Genomic DNA, 16,668 nt, shown 5'->3' with positions numbered 1-16,668 from the left:
CCCGTCGACGGTCGCCGGTTCACGACCCCTGGACCGTGATCTCCTGGACCCCGACCTGGTAGCCCCGGTCGTTCGAGGGCAGCGCGGTGAGCCAGAACAGCAGGAAGCGGTACTTCGCGTCGGCGTCGAAGCCGTTGAAGGTCATGGTGGTGCCGTCGTGCTCCTCGAACGGCTGCCCGACCGGGTTCTTCTGGTAGCTCGTGAACAGCAACTTGTCGCCGGCCGAGGTGGAGGGCGGGTCGGTCTTGCCGGTGAAGAGCTGGGCGGACGCCCCGGTGGCGGAGAGGCTCACCTGCACCGACTTGACCGTGCGCTCCTCGCCGAGGTCGATCCAGACCCCCATGCCGCTCTTGCGGTTGCCGAAGTTCGACTGGGTGTAGGTGTCGGTGTCCCAGGCATTGTCCCGGTCGCCGTCGATCACCTTCTCGGCGCCGCCCAGCTCGTCGCGGAGCTTGCTGTCCGGGTCGATGATGCGCACTTCGCTCACCGAGAGCTTGCGTGTGGCGGCGGGGGCCACCTCGCTGGCCGGGGCGCTGCTGGACGGCCGGGCCACCGGCTCGGTCTGCGGGGGTTCGTCGTCCCCGCCCAGCGCGCTGATTCCGATGAGCAGGCCGACCAGGGCGACCGCCAGCAGGCCGGCGATGCCGATGGCGACCTTCCGGCCGCCCACCGACGCCAGCGGGGACGGCTCGTCGCCGGTCTCCGCGGCGAACCGCAGCGGCCCGGCCGGCTCCAGGTACGGCTCTTCCTCGATCGGGATGTCGAGCCGGCCCAGCTCGGCCGCAAGCACGTCCGACGGGGGCGGGGCGATCCCGGCGTCGAGCAGGTCCATCGTCAGGTCGTCGAGGTAGGCCGGCACTCCGGCGCGGACCTGCCGCGGTGCGGCGATCGCCCCGCTGGCATCCCGGACGGCGTCCGGGATGGCGGCCCGGCCGTGCCCGGCGGTGGCGCCGCGCAACGGGGCCTCGGCGTGCGGCCAGTGCCCGGTCAGGGCGAAGTAGAGGATGCCGCCGACTGCCCGGACGTCGTTCTCCTGGCTGTCGGCGCCGTCGGTGCGGGCGTCGGCCAGCACAACCCGGCCCTCTTGGCTGATCATCACGGTGCCGGGGTGCATGTTGCCGTGCACCATGCCGGTGGCGTGCACGGCGGCCAGCGCGCTGGCCGCCGCGTTGCCGATCGCGGTCGCCCGGCCCGGGTCGAGGGGGCCGTCCGCCACCATCTCCCGCAGGGACTGCCCGTCCACCCACTCGCGGACCACGTACGCCCGCTCGGCCTCGTCGATGGCGTCGTAGACGCCGACCAGATTCGGGTGGATCACCCGGCTGGCCGCGACGGCGGCCTGGAGCATCTCGGTGGCCGAGTCGCCGCCCGGGTAGCGCAGCACGACCGCGACGGGACGGCGCAGCACGACGTCGACTCCGCGCCAGACCAGCCGGCCGGCGCTGTCATTGTTGATGTGCTCGACCAGCTCGTACCGCTCGGCGAGGATCTCACCCGCCGTGGGAGCACCGAAGGTCATGACCGGCGGAGCGCTCTCCTCCGCCTCCTGACCCTCGCCGACCTGGGTCACCCGTCCTCCCTCGGTGATCGTGTCGATCGATGGACCCGCGCTGCTGGGCATGTGGCTTCCCGCTCTGCCTGTTGAGGAACCGGCCGACGGCGCCGACGCGGAACGCCTGGCTCAGCCGTACCCGTCGAGAGCGACCTTACCCGGGTTGCCCGCCTCCCCGACATGTCATCTTCCCGCCGTACCTGGCGGAGGTGCCGGGACATGCCGGACTCGCCCGGTTACGGCCGTTGTCGGCCACGTTGCTGGCACATGTACTGGCCAATCTAGAGGTTGACCGCAAGTAGTCGTCGCAGGGGCCGGGCCGGTGTGGCGGGCTGGTTCCGCCGCCCGGATTCCCCACCCAACGGCCCGCCATGCTCAACCTTTCGGCTGGTTATCCACAGGCACTTATGGTCGCTGACCCGCGAATCGCTGAGTTATCCACAGGCGTATCCCCAGCCTGGTGATCCCCAGTCACCCTGCGTGCCAGCGGGCCGCACGGCTCCCGGCGCGATGCCGGGTCAGCGCCCGAGGCGGCTGCGGACCATCCCGATCACCTCGGTGATCTCCCTGATCCGCAGCACCATGGCGAGCCCCAGGTACGTCCCGCCGATGACCGCGCCGCCGACCACGATCTGCACCGCCGACTGGACCAGCGTGGGCGCGTCGTCGCCCGGCAGCAGCTTCACCACCAGCAACCCGAGGACGGTGGCCCCGGCGGCGGCGACGGCCACCCGCACGAACGTGCCGGCGATCTGCCCCATCCCGAGCCGGCCCACCCGGCTGCGTAGCAGCCACGCCGAGATGAAGGCCGCCGCCGCGTACGAGATGGCGTTGCCGAGCATCATCCCGGCGGCGGCGAAGCTCGCCGCGAAGAGTGAGAAGAGGCCGATCTGCACGGCGACCCGCAGCCCCACCACCGGGATGTTGATCAGAGCCGGCGTCCGGGTGTCCGGCAGCGCGTAGAAGGCGAAGGTGAAGAGCTGGCTGATCGCGAACGGCACCAGCGCGATGCCCGCCACGACCAGCACCGGGACGGTGTCCCGGGCGTTCTGCTCGGTGAACGCGCCGTGCTGGAACAGGGCGAACGCGACCGGGTTGGCCAACACGGCGTAGCAGACCCCGATCGGGGCCAGCACCGCAGTGACCGTCCGGGTGCCCCGAGACAGGTCGGCGGCCAGGTCGGCGTACCGGCCGTCGGCCGCGGCGGCGCTCATCCGGGGCATCAGCGCGGTGATGATCGACACGGCGATGATGCCGTGCGCCATCATCAGCAGCAGGAAGACGTTGTTGTAGATCAGCGGGCCGGCGGCCTTCTCGCCACTGGCCCGGCTCAGCAGGTTGAACACCACGACCAGGCCGAGCTGGCTGACCGCGACGTAGCAGAACATCCAGGCGCCGAGGCGGCCCAGCTCGGCGAGGCCGAGCTTGCCGAAGTCGAAGCGGAACCGCCAGCGGAAGCCGACCTTGCGCAGCGCCGGCAGCAGACCGGCGGCCTGGATCGCCACGCCCAGCAGGGTCCCCCCGCCGATGAGTAGGACGCGCCCGAGCGACATCTCGCCCGGCTCGACGATCTTCGCTCCGAAGATCGCGATGTAGAGCCCGCCGGTCGCGATCACCACGATGTTGTTGAGGATGGGGGCCCACATCGGAGCCGCGAAGTGGCCCCGGGTGTTCAGCACCGCACTGATCAACGCGCTCAGGCCGGTAAAGAAGATCATCGGCAGCATCAGCCGGGACAGCGCGTTGACCAGGTCGCGGTACTCGTCGGTCTGCTGGTCGCTGGCGTACAGCCAGGTCAGCACCGGCGCCAGCGCCACCGCGAGCACCGCCGCCACGGCCAGCGCGATCACCGCCAGGGTGAGCAGCCGCTGGGCGTACGCCTGGCCCTGGTCGTCGTCGGTCTTGCGCCGGCGCACCAGCACCGGGACCAGCACGCTGGTCAGGATGCCACCGAGCAGGAATTCGTACACCATGCCGGGGAAGATCTGCGCCGTGGTGTAGGCGTCGCCGACCAGGGCCCCGCCCAGCGCGGCCGTGAGCACGAGCGTGCGCAGGAAGCCGGTGCCCCGGCTGACCAGGCTGCCGATCGCCATCACCGCGCTGTTGGTTGCGGCGCTGGTCTCCGCGACGACCTCCTGCGGGGGCGCGGTCGCCTCCAGGGCGGGCTGGTTCAGTGGCTCCGCCGAGATGAAGGTGGCGTCGTCGCCCGGGGGCCGTCCGCCGCCCTGCGCGGCGTTCGCGCTGCGGTAGAGACCGCCGCTCATCTTCCAGCCTCCAAGGGGTACGTCGGAGCCGGGCACCGGCCCGCACCCCATGACCATAGTCAACCCCACGGTTGACCCGCGCCCGGCGGATCAGTTCCCCCGCCGGCCCGATAGGCTGGGGATCCCATGTCCGAAGCCTCCGCTCCCCACGCCGCTGACCGCCGCGAGCTCACCGCCGCGCAGCACAACGCCGTCGCCGAACTGCTCCGCGTCTCCCCCGTCGCCGACGAGCTGGGCCGCCGGTTCGCCAAGGCGGGCCACGAGCTGCACCTGGTGGGGGGTTCGGTACGCGACGCCCTGCTCGGTCGACTCGGCGACGACCTGGACTTCTGCACCGACGCCCACCCCGACCAGACCCTGCGGATCATCAAGGGCTGGGCCGAGTCGGTCTGGGAGACCGGCCGCGAGTTCGGCACCATCGGCTGCCAGCGCGACGGGTTGCGGCTGGAGATCACCACTTTCCGCGCCGAGGCGTACGACCAGGTCAGTCGGAACCCCGTCGTCGAGTACGGCACCAACCTCGCCGATGACCTGAAGCGCCGCGACTTCACGATCAACGCGATGGCGGTCAGTCTGCCCGGGCACCGGTTCGCCGACCCGCACGGCGGCCTCGACGACCTCGCCGCCAAGGTGATCCGTACCCCCGGCACCCCCGCCGAGTCGTTCGGCGACGACCCGCTGCGGATGCTGCGGGCGGCCCGGTTCGCCGCCCAGCTCCGCTTCACCGTCCACCCGGATGTGCGCGCCGCGATGGCCCGGATGGCCGCCGACCTCGACCGGATCACCGCCGAGCGGATCCGCGACGAGTTCACCAAGCTGCTCTGCGGCGCGGACCCGATCACCGGGCTGCGGCTGCTGGTCGACACCGGGCTGGCCGACCGCTTCCTGCCCGAGCTGACCGGGCTGAAGCTGGAGATCGACGAGCACGCCCAGCACAAGGACGTCTACGAGCACACCCTCACCGTGGTGAGCAACGCCGTGTCGTACGAGACCGACGGCTGCGACTTCGTCCTGCGGATGGCCGCGCTGATGCACGACGTCGGCAAGCCGGCCACCAAGGCGGTCGGGTCGGACAGCCGGGTCAGCTTCCACCACCACGAGGTGGTCGGCGCCCGGCTGACCAAGGCCCGGATGAAGGCCATGAAGTACCCGAAGGACGTCACCACGCAGGTGGTCAAGCTGGTCGGCCTGCACCTGCGCTTCTACGGGTACGGCCGGGGCGAGTGGACGGACTCGGCGGTGCGCCGCTACGTCACCGACGCCGAGGAACTGCTACCCCGGCTGCACAAGCTGACCCGCTCGGACTGCACCACCCGCAACCGGCGCAAGGCCGCCGCCCTGGCGGCGGACTACGACGCGCTGGAGGAGCGGATCGCCCGGATCGAGGCCGAGGAGGACCTGGCCCGGGTCCGCCCCGACCTGGACGGCAACGCGATCATGGAGCTGCTCGGCGTGCCGCCGGGGCCGGTCGTCGGCCGAGCCTGGAAGCACCTGAAGGAGCTGCGCCTGGAGCGCGGCCCGCTGGACCGCGACGAGGCGGAGGCGGAGCTGCTGCGCTGGGCCCGCGAGCAGGGCATCACGCCGAACTGAGCATGGAAAAGGGGCCCCGGCCGACGGATTGACGTCGGCCGGGGCCCCTTTTGTCAGCTCAGGCGTCGACCGCGGGCTTGCCGCCGCCGCCGGACTGGGCCGCCCCGAGCTTGCCGAGCAGACTGGCCAGGTCGATGCCGGTCAGGTCGGTGCCGAGCTGGAGCCCCTGCGCCACGTTGCTCGCCACCGACTTCGTCAGCGAGGACGCCCCGTCGGTGGAGATCACCGTCAGCTTGTCGATCGCGCCGATCGGCGCGCTGGCCGCCTCGACCACCTGCGGCAGCACCCGGACCAGCAGGTCCAGCACCGCCGCCTCGCCGTACGCGGCGAACGCCTCGGCCTTGCGGGCCATCGCGTCGGCCTCGGCCTGCCCCTTGGCCAGGATGGCCGCAGCCTCGGCCTGCCCCTCCCGCTCGACCGCCTCGGCGATCGCGGAGCGCCGGCGCTGCTCGGCCTCGCCCTCCTTGGCGCCCTCGATCGCGTTCGCCTCGGCCAGGGCGGCCCGACGGGCCCGCTCGCCCTCACCGGTGAGCCGGGACTGCTCGGCGACGGCCTGCGCGGCGGCGATGGTGGCCTGCCGCTGGGCGTCGGCGTTCAGCACGGCCGCGTTGCGGGCCGCCTCGGCCTCCTGCTCCACCTTGTACCGGGCGGCGTCGGCCGGCTTGCGCACCTCGGTGTCGAGCTGGCGCTGCTTCAGCTCGGCGTTGCGCTCGGCCACCTTCTGCTGCTCGGAGAGGATCGCCTGGTCCCGCTCGGCCTGGGCGAGCGGGCCGGCCGCCGCCGACTTCGCCTTCGCGGCGTCGATCTCGGCCTGGATGGCGGCCTGCTTCAGCGACAGGTTCCGGTTCGCCTCGGCGATGGCCTCCTCGGCCAGCAGCCGCTCCTGCTCGGCCTGCTGCCGGGCCCGGGCCTCGGCGATCGAGGCGTCCTTGAGCACCCGGGCCGCCTCCGGGCGCCCCAGGTCCTGCAGGTACGACCCCTCGGCCACGATGTCCTGGAGCTGGAAGGTGTCCAGCACCAGGCCCTGGTTGGTCATCGAGTGCTCGGCTTCCTCGGCCACCGCGCTGGCGAAGGCCGCCCGGTCCCGGATGACCTCCTCGACGGTGAGCCGGCCGACGATCGAGCGCAGCGCGCCGGCCAGCACCTCGCGGGTGAAGTTGTCGATCTCGTCCTGCTGGTGCAGGAAGCGCTGGGCGGCGGCGCGGATCGCGTCCTCGGTGCCGCCCACCTTGACGATGGCGACGCCGTGCAGGTCGGCCCGGATGCCCTGCTTGCTCACCGCGCCCTTGATGCCGACGTCGATGCGGCGGCTGGACAGGTCCAGCGACTGGATCTTCTGCACCACCGGCAGGACGAAGACCGACGCGCCGAGGACGACCTTCTGCCCGGAGTTGTCGGTGGACCGGCCACCGTCGGCGTTCTGCGTGGTCCGGCCCTTGCGGCCGGTGACGATGAACGCCTCGTTGGGCCCGGCGACCTTGATCCGGGAGAGCACGAAGAGAAGGAGGAAGACGACGAGGAGGACCGCGCCGCCGATGGCGATGAGAAGGGGCATGCGACTTCCACTCCGAGGGGTGTGAGGGGGTTCGGTTGATCCCTGCGGCAGGGTTCAGTAGGTCTCGACGTACACGCTGGTCTCGCTCAGGGCCTCCACCACGAAAACCTGGGCGCCGACCGGGATCGGCTCGTCGGCGCGGGCGTTGAGCTTCACCGGCTGGCCGGCGACGCGGATCCGGACCTCGCCGTACCCGCCCGCCGGCACCGGGGTGACCACCAGGCCGAGCGCGCCGACCAGGTCGTTGCGGGTGGGGGTGGGATCGGTCCGCATGGCGCGGGCCGCCCGGCTGAGCCGGACCGCGAGCCAGGCCGTGGGCACCGCCGCCACCGCGCCGCCGGCCACCGCAGCCGCGATCATCCCCGGGGTACGCCCGCCGACCAGCTCGTTGACGATCGCGGCGCCGAAGCCGAACGCGCCGGTGAAACCGGCTACCGCCTCGACGGACACCGGCCCGTCGACGCCGGGATGGCTGAGCTGGAACAGCTCCGCGCCGAGCAGGGCCAGCGCCAGAACGGCGACGCCCGCCCCGCCGATGATCAGGAAGATGAGCGTCCCCGAGGCCATGAGCTGCACGGTAGCGCCGCCGCGCAAGGTCACCCGACGGCCGTGGCCCACGCCCGGTGGAGGCGGTGGGGCTCCGATGGTCAAGACGCCCACCGGAGCCGGAGGTTTGCCCGATCCGGGCACCGATGACCGAGCCCGGGGAGCGGGAGGCGACAATGGGGTGTGCGCTGGACCGTCCTCGACTCGCCGATCGGCGAGTTCTCCGTGGCCACCGACGACGCCGGGGTGTGCGGCGCGCACTTCGGGCGGGTGGCGGCAGCGGCCGAGACGCCCGGCGACGAGTTGTCCGGGCGGGCCGTGGCGGAGCTGCGGGCGTACTTCGCCGGCGAGCTGACCGAGTTCACGGTGCCGGTGGTGGCACGCCGGGGCTCGGAGTTCGAGCGGGCGGTGTGGCGGGAGATGACCCGCATCCCGTACGGGGAGACGTCGACCTACGGCGAGGTGGCCCGGGTAGTCGGCGACCCCGGTGCGGCGCGGGCGGTCGGGGTGGCCTGCAACCGCAACCCGGTCCCCGTCATCGTGCCCTGCCACCGGATCGTCGGCGCGGGGGCGAAGCTGGTCGGCTTCGGCGGCGGCCTACCCCGCAAGGTGAAGCTGCTGGAGCTGGAGGCCGGCGTCGCCCTGCGCCGCGCCTGGTCCTGACCGCTGCCGGGGCGCGCGGCGGGAGGGGCGGGTCAGCGAGTCAGGCGAGACGCCCGGCGCGCAGGCCGGTGAGGAAGACGCCCCAGTTGGCGGCGGCGTAGACCAGGACGGGTCCGCCGCGGTCCTTGCTGTCGCGTACGGCGAACCGGCCGCTGCCGTCGCGCACCGGCCCCGCCTCGACGCAGTTGCCGCCGCCACTACCGCTGCGGGTGCTGACGTGCCAGGCCACCGGCAGCCCGGTGCCGGTGGGTTGGTGGACCGTCGTCATGTGCTCACTCCAGACGTGCTTCCAGATCGAAGAGGACCCGCTGCACGGCACCGTTGCGCAGCGCCGCCCGGCATAGCCGATCGTAGCGCTGGTGCAGCGAATCGGCCTTTTCCCCTTCGACCACCACCGTCCCGACGGCAGTGGAGACGCAACCGGTCGGCGGGTAGGGGCGGCGCATCCGGAAGACATCGAAGGTGCCGTCGGGGCTCGGGTGGGCTCCCGCGCTGGCCGGCAGGATCATGATCTCGACATTCGGCCAGCCGGCCACCGTGCGGAGGTGGGTGAGCTGGGCGCGCATCACCTCGTTCCCGCCGACGAGTCGTCGGAGGGCACCCTCGTCGATCACCGTGGAGAACCGGACCGGCTCGGGCTCCTCCAGCCGCCGCTGTCGTTGCATCCGTACCTCGACGTAGCGGGCGACCTCTTCGTCGGTGGCGGCGTCGTCCCAGGCCCGGATCAGGGCTTCGGCGTAGGCCCGGGTCTGGAGCAGCCCGGGGACGACCGCCATCTCGAAAGACTTGATCTCGGTGGCCCGGCTCTCCAACCAGATCCAGTCGATCAGTGACCCGGCGACATTGGCGCTGAACCCGTCCCACCAACCCTTCTGCCAGGCGTCCTGCGCCATGGTCTTGAGGTCTTCCCGGCAGCGTTGGTCGTCGATCCCGCACAGGTCGAGGTAGGCGAGGACCTCGGGCACCCGAGGCGGGATGATCCCGGACTCCATTCGACTCACCGTGGACGCGTTCCGGTTGATGAAGTCGCCCACCTCCTTGAGGGTCAGCCTGGCCCCTTCCCGCATCTCACGGAGTTGCTGGCCGATCCACTGTGCCCGCAGGGTCACCGCCTGCTCATTGATCATCCCGCGCTCCCATGTTCGCCGACTTCTACTCCCGCGTTCAGGACAGCATGAGCCGAGAAGCGTTGATACGCAAGCTTGCGTAACCGATGACTGGAGTGCATCCTTCGTATGGCTGCGGTCACCAAGGGTGATCAGTGGCTGTGGTGATGGAAGGACCGGGGTGGGTTGGCTTGGCGGCATGCCCACCCCGGTCCGGGAACAAGCCGAACGGGAGACACATCGCGATGGATGGCGTCCCGGGGAACGACTCCCCGACTGTCTACCACGCCGTACCCGCTGCGAGCGGACACCGGCGCGCCTGCGTTGTGCGTACCCCTTCGGTTTCGGCCGAGGGGTGCGCTGACCCGACAGCGCACCCCTCGGCACGAGCCGGGCGGGCGTGCGGACCCCGCCGCGAATCCCCCTCGCGGCGGTGACGGACCGCGCGCCCGCCCCCTTCAGGCGAGGGGTACGCACCGATGGGGTTGCACGAGAGTGGGGAACGGTCGGAGAACCGCGCCGCGTACGAGATCATCGCCGCGCACGTACTCGATCCGGCCGGGCTCTGCCGGGTCTGCCAGGTCCCGGGGCCGTGCCGGCCGGCCAACGCGGCGGCGAACCGGCTGGTCGAATTGGGGCTGCCGGTGTGCCCAGCGGCGGTGCCGGAATCCCGCCTGGCGGCCCTGCGACGCTGGCGGGCCTGGGCGCGTCCCTGTATTCCTACCGGCCGCAAGAACTGGCTTGAGTCGTGACCGGGCGGCGGCTGCCGGCACTGGTGCGAATTGCCTGGCAGGTGTTGGAGTACCACCGGCACCGCCGTTGTCGGGCGTGCTGCGTCGGGGGTTGTCCTGCCGTCGAGGTGGCGCGGGCCCGGATCAGGGCGTGGCGGCGGTACGGGTCGTGAGCGTCGAGATCAGGGCCGGTGACGTGGTCCAGGTGACCCGGGCTGCCGAGGGCCTGACGCACTGACGCACCGACGCTCCGGCGGACACGCGGTGAATGAACAAGTAACGGCTGTTACGCATTCGATCCTCATGTTGCCGCACCCGACTTTCATGTCCGGCCGTTGGCAGGTACGCGGCCTGTGGGCGGCGCTCGGGAGCAACATCCGAGCAGGTCAACAGGACCCGCTCCACCTAATTTGCGAGGAGGCAGAGAGAGTGCCAAGCGTGGTTGACGTGGCCCCTGAGGAGCTATACAAAAGTGGTATGGCCTTCACCCTGACGCTCAAGCCCGAAGTCGAACAGCGGCTCCGTGAGCTGGCCGAAGCCGAGCACCGCTCGATGCACAAGACCGTCGAGGTGGCGATCCAGGAGTACCTCGAACGTCAAGAACGCAACGAGTGGACCCGCCAGGCAGCCCGGCGGGTCTTCGAGGAGGACGCTGAGTTCTTCGAGATGTTGGGGGACCGGTGAGGCAGCCCTGGCCGGAGCCGGAGGATCTGCTGACCCTTCTGGCTGAGTACACCGGTCCGCAGAGTCGGGTGCGGGACGCGGGCATCCTGGTCGCCGCAGCGGCCCGCCCGCACGCTCGAATGATGACTCGCCCGGCCTACCCGACCGTCTTGGACAAAGCGGCGGCGCTGCTGCACGGGCTGATGATGTGGCGGCCCCTGGACATGTGGAACGCCGGGTTGGCCTGGGCCGCGATGCGGGTGTTTCTGCAGCGCGGCGGGCTGACCTTCACCATGCCGGCCAAGGAGCGGATGGGGCTGACCGACGCGTTGACCAGTGGTGAGGTGGACTCGGTCGACGAGTTGGCATTGCGGCTGTCGCCGTACCTGGAGATGTCGGCCTGAGCGACGGCGAGGGCCGGGTCCCGACGGACCCGGCCCTCACGCGTTGCTGGTGGTCAGCGGGTCAGCGCTCGACCTCGCCCTTGATGAAGGACTCGACGGCGGCGTGCGCGTCGTGGTCGGAGTACTGCACGGGCGGGGACTTCATGAAGTACGACGAGGCCGACAGGATCGGGCCGCCGATCTTCCGGTCCAGGGCGATCTTCGCGGCCCGGACGGCGTCGATGATGACGCCGGCCGAGTTCGGCGAGTCCCACACCTCGAGCTTGAGCTCGGCGTTGAGCGGGGTGTCACCGAAGGAGCGGCCCTCCAGGCGGATGTACGCCCACTTGCGGTCGTCGAGCCACGGCACGTGGTCCGACGGGCCGATGTGCACGTCGCTCTTCTGCATCTCGTGCGGGATCTGCGAGGTGACCGACTGGGTCTTCGAGATCTTCTTCGAGACCAGCCGCTTGCGCTCCAGCATGTTCATGAAGTCCATGTTGCCGCCGAAGTTGAGCTGGTACGTGCGCAGCAGCTCGACGCCGCGGTCCTCGAAGAGCTTCGCCAGGGCGCGGTGCACGATGGTGGCGCCGACCTGGCTCTTGATGTCGTCACCGACGATCGGCAGGCCCGCGTCGGTGAACTTCTGCGCCCACTCCGGGTCGGAGGCGATGAAGACCGGCAGGGCGTTGACGAACGCGCAGCCGGCGTCGATCGCAGCCGTGGCGTAGAACTTGGCGGCCTGCTCGGAGCCGACCGGCAGGTAGCAGACGACGACGTCGACCTGCGCGTCGCGCAGCGTCTGCGCGACGTCGACCGGCGTGGCGTCCGACTCCTCGACGATCTCGCGGTAGTACTGGCCCAGACCGTCGAAGGTCGGGCCGCGCTGCACGCTGATGCCGGTCGGCGGCACGTCGCAGAGCTTGATGGTGTTGTTCTCGCTGGCGACGATCGCCTCCGCGAGGTCCATGCCGACCTTCTTGGCGTCCACGTCGAACGCCGCCACGAACTCCACGTCCGAAACGTGGTAGTCGCCGAAGGTGACGTGCATGAGACCCGGGACGCGGTCGTTCGGGTCGGCGTTGCGGTAGTACTCCACGCCCTGCACGAGGGACGAGGCGCAGTTTCCCACACCGACGATGGCGACGCGGACGGAGCCCATAGCGTCTGCCTCCTTCTTCTTCATCACGGCCGCTCTTTCCTGGACTCTCCAGGCGGAGGCGGGCTGTCGTTATCTCGTCGGCCGCCGACCATCCCGGCTCGCGGGATCGTCGGGGCACGGCCGGAGCGCTCGTTGGCGATGAGCTCTTCCAGCCAGCGGACCTCGCGCTCACAGGCGTCGAGACCGTGGCGCTGTAGTTCCAGGGTGTACGCGTCGAGGCGCTCGGCCGCCCGGCCCAGCACGTCGCGAAGACCCTCGCGACGCTCCTCGATCTTTCGGCGGCGACCCTCCAGGATGCGGAGTCGGGTCGCCTGGTCGGTGCGGGCGAAGAACGCGAAGTGCACACCGAAGCCCGTGTCGTCGTACGTCTCGGGACCGGCCTGCCCGATGAGCTGGGCGAAGCGTTCCTTGCCCTCCGCAGTGATCTTGTAGACCACCCGACCTCGTCGGCTGGTCAGCGCGGGAACCTCCTCGGCGGTCGCGGGTGTCTCGGCGGCTTCGGTGATCCATCCCGCCGCCTGCAACCTGCGCAGGGTCGGGTAGAGCGAGCCGTAGCTGATCGCCGCCCGGATCGCGCCCAACTTGGCCGCGAGCTCCTTGCGGAGCTCGTAGCCGTGCATCGGGGACTCCTGGAGGAGGCCGAGGATGGCGAGCTCGAGCACGGGCCACCCCTTCTTACCCCTGACGCGTGGGCGTAACCACCGCGATGTATCGGACCGATACATCGCACGTTAGCGCCTACCCAGGATCAGGGCAAACCCTTCGAAGCGAGTTTCCGGGGTAACGGACTGTGACGGTGGTCGCCTCGTCGAGCCTGACCGCGTACCCTTCTCCGCATGCGTACGCAGCGCCAGGTGGTTGACTACTCGCTCCGGAAGCGAGCGGTGCTGCGTGAACTCCTCGCCGGCCGGGTCGGCACGTACGACGTCTGCGACGCGTCCCCGTACCTGAAGAACGCCGCCCGGTTCCACGGGGAACCGACCGAGGATCGCTGCCCGATCTGCCGCAGCGAGAACCTCACCCACGTCCACTACATTTACGGGGACGAGCTCAAGCAGTCCGCCGGGCAGGCGCGTACTCTGACCGAGTTGCCCGTCCTGGCGATGACGTTGCGTGAGTTCCAGGTCTTCGTGGTGGAGGTGTGCCTCGGCTGCGACTGGAACCACCTCGTCGAGCAGTACCTGCTCGGCCGGGACGGGCTGGCCGGTGACACGGAGGCCGGGGCGGAGCAGGGCGCGGTGGGCGGCACGGCCGCCTCGGTCGCGGGTGCCGGTCCGGCCGTTCGGCGGAGGCGAGAGGCGCAACGGTGAATCCAGCTGGTTCGGTTGGCCCGGTGTGGAGAAGACGGGACGACCGACAGCCTTTTGGCCTGATTGATTCGGAAATAACGCCCCGACCCGAGATGCTCGGGCGGGGACGTCGCGTGTTTCAGCTCACGGCAACCCGGTGGCGGCGCGATCGCGTCCCACCGCGACCGGCAGGGTGTGAGGAATGAACTCGTACGGCGATCCCAGCTCCCCGCGCGGGCGGTCCCAGATCCCGGGCGCCAACGGCGACCCGGACACGGGCTCGGCCGACGCGTACGGCCACGGCGGCGACGCCCGCGGCAACGGCTGGTCACCAGAGGGTACGGCACAGGGCGGCCGCGCCTCGGTCGCGCCCCGGGCGGCCGCTGGCGGCCGGGCTTCCGTGGGCGGCTCGGCATCCGTGCCGCCGCCGCGCGGCGGTGTCGCCGGCTCCGCCTCGGTGGGCTCCGCCTCGGTCGGGCGCGCGGGCGCGGGCCGGGCCTCGGTGCCGTCCCCCGGCGCACCGGCGGCCGGACGGGCCGGCGCGGGTCGGGCCTCGGTGCCCGTCTCCCCGGCGCCCGGCGGCGCCCCGGCCGGGCGGGCCTCGGTCGGGGTCGGCTCCGCCGGGCGGGCGAGTGTCGGGTCCGCTGCGGTCGGCGGGCTCGCCGGCCGGGCGACCGTCGGCCGGGCCGGGGTGGCCCCGGTCTCCGGCGGCGGTGCGGGCGGGCCGGGCGGCCCCGGCGGGCCCACGGGGCCGGGGCGGGGCGGTCGCGGCGGTCGTGGCGCGGGCGACCCGAACACGGTCGCGCGAGCGAAGAAGCGCCGCCGGATCAACATGCTGATCGCCGGCCTCGCGATCTTCATCATGCTGGCCGGCCTCGGCGTGGTCGGCTTCACGTACTACTCCACCACCGTCGTGCTGCCCGAGCAGTTGCCGCTGCCGTTGTCCACCACCGTGTACGCCAAGGACAGCAAGACGGTCCTGGCCAAGCTCGGCGACCAGAACCGGCAGCTCGTCAAGATCGCCGACATCCCGCAGCACGTGCAGGACGCGGTGGCCGCGGCGGAGGACCGGAACTTCTACCGGCACTCCGGCGTCGACTACAAGGGCATCGCCCGGGCCGCGTGGAACAACATCTCCAACGGCGACAAGCAGGGCGCCTCGACCATCACCCAGCAGTACGCCCGCAACGCCTACGCGAGCCTGAAGGACGACACGTACGCCCGGAAGGTCAAGGAGGCGATCCTCGCCTCCAAGCTGAGCGACGAGTACAGCAAGCCCGAGATCATGGAGCACTACCTCAACGTGATCTACTTCGGGCGCGGCGCGTACGGCATCGAGGCGGCGTCGCAGACCTACTTCGGGGTGCCGACCAAGAAGCTCACCGTGGCCCAGGCCGCGGTGCTCGCCGCGCTGATCAAGCAGCCGGTCAAGAGCGAGACCCACATGGGCTACGACCCGGCGGTCAACCCGGTCGACGCGAAGTCCCGGTGGACGTACGTGCTCGACGGCATGACCGCCGAGGGCTGGATCAACGCCCCCAACAAGCCGCAGCGACCGACCGACGCGCAGTACCCGACGACGCTCAGCCCGAAGAACGCCGGCTCGGCCGCGTTCGGCGTGAAGACCCCCCGCGGCAACGTGATCAACTACGTCCGCGAGGAGATGGAGCAGTGGGGCATCTGTACCAACTCCGAGGCCGCCGGCAAGGTCAGCTGCGGAGACGCGCTGCGTGAGGGCGGCTACCGGATCCAGACCACGATCGACCCGAAGCTCCAGGGCGCGGCGGAGAACGCCGCGATGCGCAAGAAGAACTCGGAGCTGGCCGATCAGCCGAAGAACCTGATGGCGGCGGTGGTCTCGATCGAACCGAAGACCGGCCGGGTGCTCGCCTACTACGGCGGCGACAGCGGCGCGGACTTCGACTACGCCGGCAAGAACACCGACTCGAACGGCAACCTCACCGGCGGCCACGCCCCGGGTTCGTCGTTCAAGGTCTACACGCTGGCCGCCGCGATCAACGCCGGCATCTCCGTGAAGTCGCACTGGGACGCCACCCCGTTCAAGCCGAAGGGCTTCGCGAACCAGGTGCAGAACGCGGGCCGAGACGTCAGCAAGAAGTGCGGCAAGTGGTGCACCCTGGAGGAGTCGACAGTCCAGTCGTACAACGTTCCGTTCTTCCACGTCACCGAGAAGATCGGCCCGGCCAAGGTGGTCGACATGGCCCGCGCGGCCGGCGTCACCACCATGTGGACCACCTCCGACAACCCGCCGAAGCCGGTCGACCTGATCAAGAAGAAGGGCGAGGATGTCGCCCCCGCGCCCTTCTACCACGTGATCGGCTACGGCCAGTACCCGGTGACGGTCCTCGATCACGCCAACGGCCTGGCCACCCTCGCGAACGACGGCAAGTACAACAAGGCCCACTTCGTGCTGAAGGTCGAGAAGCAGAACGTGGACACCGGCAAGTGGGAGCTGATCAACGGGGAGAAGCTCAAGCCCCAGCAGCGGATCCGCGCGGAGGTCGCCAAGGAGGTCGCCGGCGTCCTCAAGCAGATTCCCGGCCCCAACAGCCGGTCGCTGGAGAACGGCCGCGAGGCGGCGGGCAAGACCGGCACCTGGGAGTACGACAACAAGCACAACGCGCACGCCTGGATGGTCGGCTACACCCCGCAGCTCGCCACCGCCGTCTGGGTGGGCAGCCGGGACCCGAAGAAGCCGAAGATCATTGACAAGGACGGCGCGGACATCGGCGGCTCCAAGCTTCCCGGCGCCATCTGGCAGCGGTACATGAACGCCGCGCTGGACGGCAAGAACAAGGAGAGTCTGCCCTCGGTCACCGGGATGGGCGACCAGGACGCCGGCAACGGCACCGAGACGCCGCCCCCGACGCAGCCAGAGCAGCCCAACTGCGACCCGCTGAACCCACTCTGCCCGCAGACCCCCGGCAACCCGGGAACCCCCGGCAACCCGGGAACCCCGGGCAACCCGGGCGCTACCGGCGGCCCGACCGACCCCCGGCCAGGGAACGGCAACGGCGGGAACGGCGGGAACGGCGGCAACGGCGGCGGGCTGTTGCCCACCGTCGCACCCCGCACCCGCGAGTAAGCGGACCGGGCTGAGCATCGCCGCCGCCGCCGGCGGCCGGACATCACGTCCGGCCGCC

At 70.9% G+C, this 16,668-nt stretch carries 15 protein-coding genes; 7 read left to right on the top strand and 8 right to left on the bottom strand.

Annotated elements, in window-relative coordinates:
* Positions 1 to 19 precede the first annotated feature (19 nt).
* Both GVV04_RS15310 and murJ read right to left on the bottom strand, forming a co-directional pair.
* Complete coding sequence (locus GVV04_RS15310) at positions 20 to 1,621, bottom strand: protein kinase family protein (protein WP_161688717.1); 1,602 nt, start codon at positions 1,619 to 1,621, stop codon at positions 20 to 22.
* Positions 1,622 to 2,070: 449 nt separating this feature from the next.
* The gene (murJ, locus tag GVV04_RS15305; protein WP_161688716.1) at positions 2,071 to 3,816 is read right to left on the bottom strand and encodes a murein biosynthesis integral membrane protein MurJ; all 1,746 of its coding nucleotides are present in this window, start codon (positions 3,814 to 3,816) and stop codon (positions 2,071 to 2,073) included.
* A gap of 126 nt (positions 3,817 to 3,942) precedes the next feature.
* Between murJ and GVV04_RS15300 the strand changes: the two genes are divergently transcribed.
* A complete protein-coding gene (locus GVV04_RS15300; RefSeq protein ID WP_161688715.1) occupies positions 3,943 to 5,406 on the top strand; it encodes a CCA tRNA nucleotidyltransferase in 1,464 nt (487 codons plus the stop codon).
* A 58-nt stretch (positions 5,407 to 5,464) separates the two neighbouring features.
* On the opposite strand, the gene GVV04_RS15295 is transcribed toward GVV04_RS15300, so the two are convergent.
* Positions 5,465 to 6,961, bottom strand: coding sequence for a flotillin family protein (locus GVV04_RS15295; RefSeq protein WP_161688714.1), 1,497 nt, complete (start codon positions 6,959 to 6,961; stop codon positions 5,465 to 5,467).
* A gap of 54 nt (positions 6,962 to 7,015) precedes the next feature.
* Positions 7,016 to 7,528: an NfeD family protein gene (locus GVV04_RS15290; protein ID WP_161688713.1), complete on the bottom strand. Its 513-nt coding sequence runs from the start codon at positions 7,526 to 7,528 to the stop codon at positions 7,016 to 7,018.
* A gap of 162 nt (positions 7,529 to 7,690) precedes the next feature.
* On the opposite strand from GVV04_RS15290, the gene GVV04_RS15285 reads away from it, so the two are divergent.
* Positions 7,691 to 8,170 carry a methylated-DNA--[protein]-cysteine S-methyltransferase gene (locus GVV04_RS15285; protein ID WP_161688712.1) on the top strand — a complete coding sequence of 160 codons (480 nt, stop codon included), beginning with the start codon at positions 7,691 to 7,693 and terminating at the stop codon, positions 8,168 to 8,170.
* A 40-nt stretch (positions 8,171 to 8,210) separates the two neighbouring features.
* Here the strand turns inward: GVV04_RS15285 and GVV04_RS15280 are convergent, their stop codons facing one another.
* Together GVV04_RS15280 and GVV04_RS15275 are read right to left on the bottom strand one after the other, a co-directional pair.
* Positions 8,211 to 8,438, bottom strand: a complete 228-nt coding sequence (locus GVV04_RS15280) for a DUF397 domain-containing protein (RefSeq protein ID WP_161688711.1) — start codon at positions 8,436 to 8,438, stop codon at positions 8,211 to 8,213.
* Between the two features lie 4 nt (positions 8,439 to 8,442).
* Positions 8,443 to 9,297 (bottom strand): helix-turn-helix domain-containing protein, encoded by an 855-nt coding sequence (locus tag GVV04_RS15275; protein ID WP_161688710.1) that lies wholly within the window; start codon positions 9,295 to 9,297, stop codon positions 8,443 to 8,445.
* A gap of 458 nt (positions 9,298 to 9,755) precedes the next feature.
* Between GVV04_RS15275 and GVV04_RS15270 the strand changes: the two genes are divergently transcribed.
* The 3 genes from GVV04_RS15270 (at position 9,756) to GVV04_RS15260 (ending at position 11,074) form a co-directional block, all read left to right on the top strand.
* Positions 9,756 to 10,028, top strand: a complete 273-nt coding sequence (locus GVV04_RS15270) for a hypothetical protein (RefSeq protein ID WP_161688709.1) — start codon at positions 9,756 to 9,758, stop codon at positions 10,026 to 10,028.
* 456 nt (positions 10,029 to 10,484) lie between these two features.
* Positions 10,485 to 10,691: a ribbon-helix-helix protein, CopG family gene (locus tag GVV04_RS15265; RefSeq protein ID WP_161688708.1), complete on the top strand. Its 207-nt coding sequence runs from the start codon at positions 10,485 to 10,487 to the stop codon at positions 10,689 to 10,691.
* Entirely contained in the window at positions 10,688 to 11,074 is a 387-nt protein-coding gene (locus tag GVV04_RS15260; RefSeq protein ID WP_161688707.1) for a type II toxin-antitoxin system death-on-curing family toxin, read from the top strand. Before GVV04_RS15265 ends, GVV04_RS15260 begins: the two co-directional genes overlap by 4 nt.
* 61 nt (positions 11,075 to 11,135) lie before the next feature.
* Here GVV04_RS15260 and GVV04_RS15255 read toward each other — a convergent pair whose 3' ends face one another.
* Together GVV04_RS15255 and GVV04_RS15250 are read right to left on the bottom strand one after the other, a co-directional pair.
* Positions 11,136 to 12,215 carry an inositol-3-phosphate synthase gene (locus GVV04_RS15255; RefSeq protein WP_161688706.1) on the bottom strand — a complete coding sequence of 360 codons (1,080 nt, stop codon included), beginning with the start codon at positions 12,213 to 12,215 and terminating at the stop codon, positions 11,136 to 11,138.
* 23 nt (positions 12,216 to 12,238) lie between these two features.
* On the bottom strand, positions 12,239 to 12,877 hold the full coding sequence (locus tag GVV04_RS15250) for a PadR family transcriptional regulator (protein ID WP_161688705.1): 639 nt from the start codon (positions 12,875 to 12,877) through the stop codon (positions 12,239 to 12,241).
* A 174-nt stretch (positions 12,878 to 13,051) separates the two neighbouring features.
* Here GVV04_RS15250 and GVV04_RS15245 point away from each other — a divergent pair, with 174 nt between their 5' ends.
* Both GVV04_RS15245 and GVV04_RS15240 read left to right on the top strand, forming a co-directional pair.
* Entirely contained in the window at positions 13,052 to 13,525 is a 474-nt protein-coding gene (locus tag GVV04_RS15245) for a DUF5318 domain-containing protein (protein ID WP_161688704.1), read from the top strand.
* Between the two features lie 181 nt (positions 13,526 to 13,706).
* Positions 13,707 to 16,610 (top strand): transglycosylase domain-containing protein, encoded by a 2,904-nt coding sequence (locus GVV04_RS15240; RefSeq protein ID WP_161688703.1) that lies wholly within the window; start codon positions 13,707 to 13,709, stop codon positions 16,608 to 16,610.
* Positions 16,611 to 16,668 lie beyond the last annotated feature (58 nt).

Source organism: Micromonospora rubida (assembly GCF_009908295.1).
Classification (GTDB): Bacteria; Actinomycetota; Actinomycetes; order Mycobacteriales; family Micromonosporaceae; genus Micromonospora; species Micromonospora rubida.
This window is presented reverse-complemented; position numbering and strand designations above follow the sequence as displayed.

Excerpts from the sequence above, each read along its gene's own strand:
- GVV04_RS15310 (WP_161688717.1), bottom strand. The coding sequence starts at position 1,621 with ATGCCCAGCAGCGCGGGTCCATCGATCGACACGATCACCGAGGGAGGA.
- murJ (WP_161688716.1), bottom strand. The coding sequence starts at position 3,816 with ATGAGCGGCGGTCTCTACCGCAGCGCGAACGCCGCGCAGGGCGGCGGA.
- GVV04_RS15300 (WP_161688715.1), top strand. The coding sequence starts at position 3,943 with ATGTCCGAAGCCTCCGCTCCCCACGCCGCTGACCGCCGCGAGCTCACC.
- GVV04_RS15295 (WP_161688714.1), bottom strand. The coding sequence starts at position 6,961 with ATGCCCCTTCTCATCGCCATCGGCGGCGCGGTCCTCCTCGTCGTCTTC.
- GVV04_RS15290 (WP_161688713.1), bottom strand. The coding sequence starts at position 7,528 with ATGGCCTCGGGGACGCTCATCTTCCTGATCATCGGCGGGGCGGGCGTC.
- GVV04_RS15280 (WP_161688711.1), bottom strand. The coding sequence starts at position 8,438 with ATGACGACGGTCCACCAACCCACCGGCACCGGGCTGCCGGTGGCCTGG.
- GVV04_RS15275 (WP_161688710.1), bottom strand. The coding sequence starts at position 9,297 with ATGATCAATGAGCAGGCGGTGACCCTGCGGGCACAGTGGATCGGCCAG.
- GVV04_RS15270 (WP_161688709.1), top strand. The coding sequence starts at position 9,756 with ATGGGGTTGCACGAGAGTGGGGAACGGTCGGAGAACCGCGCCGCGTAC.
- GVV04_RS15265 (WP_161688708.1), top strand. The coding sequence starts at position 10,485 with ATGGCCTTCACCCTGACGCTCAAGCCCGAAGTCGAACAGCGGCTCCGT.
- GVV04_RS15255 (WP_161688706.1), bottom strand. The coding sequence starts at position 12,215 with ATGGGCTCCGTCCGCGTCGCCATCGTCGGTGTGGGAAACTGCGCCTCG.
- GVV04_RS15245 (WP_161688704.1), top strand. The coding sequence starts at position 13,052 with ATGCGTACGCAGCGCCAGGTGGTTGACTACTCGCTCCGGAAGCGAGCG.
- GVV04_RS15240 (WP_161688703.1), top strand. The coding sequence starts at position 13,707 with ATGAACTCGTACGGCGATCCCAGCTCCCCGCGCGGGCGGTCCCAGATC.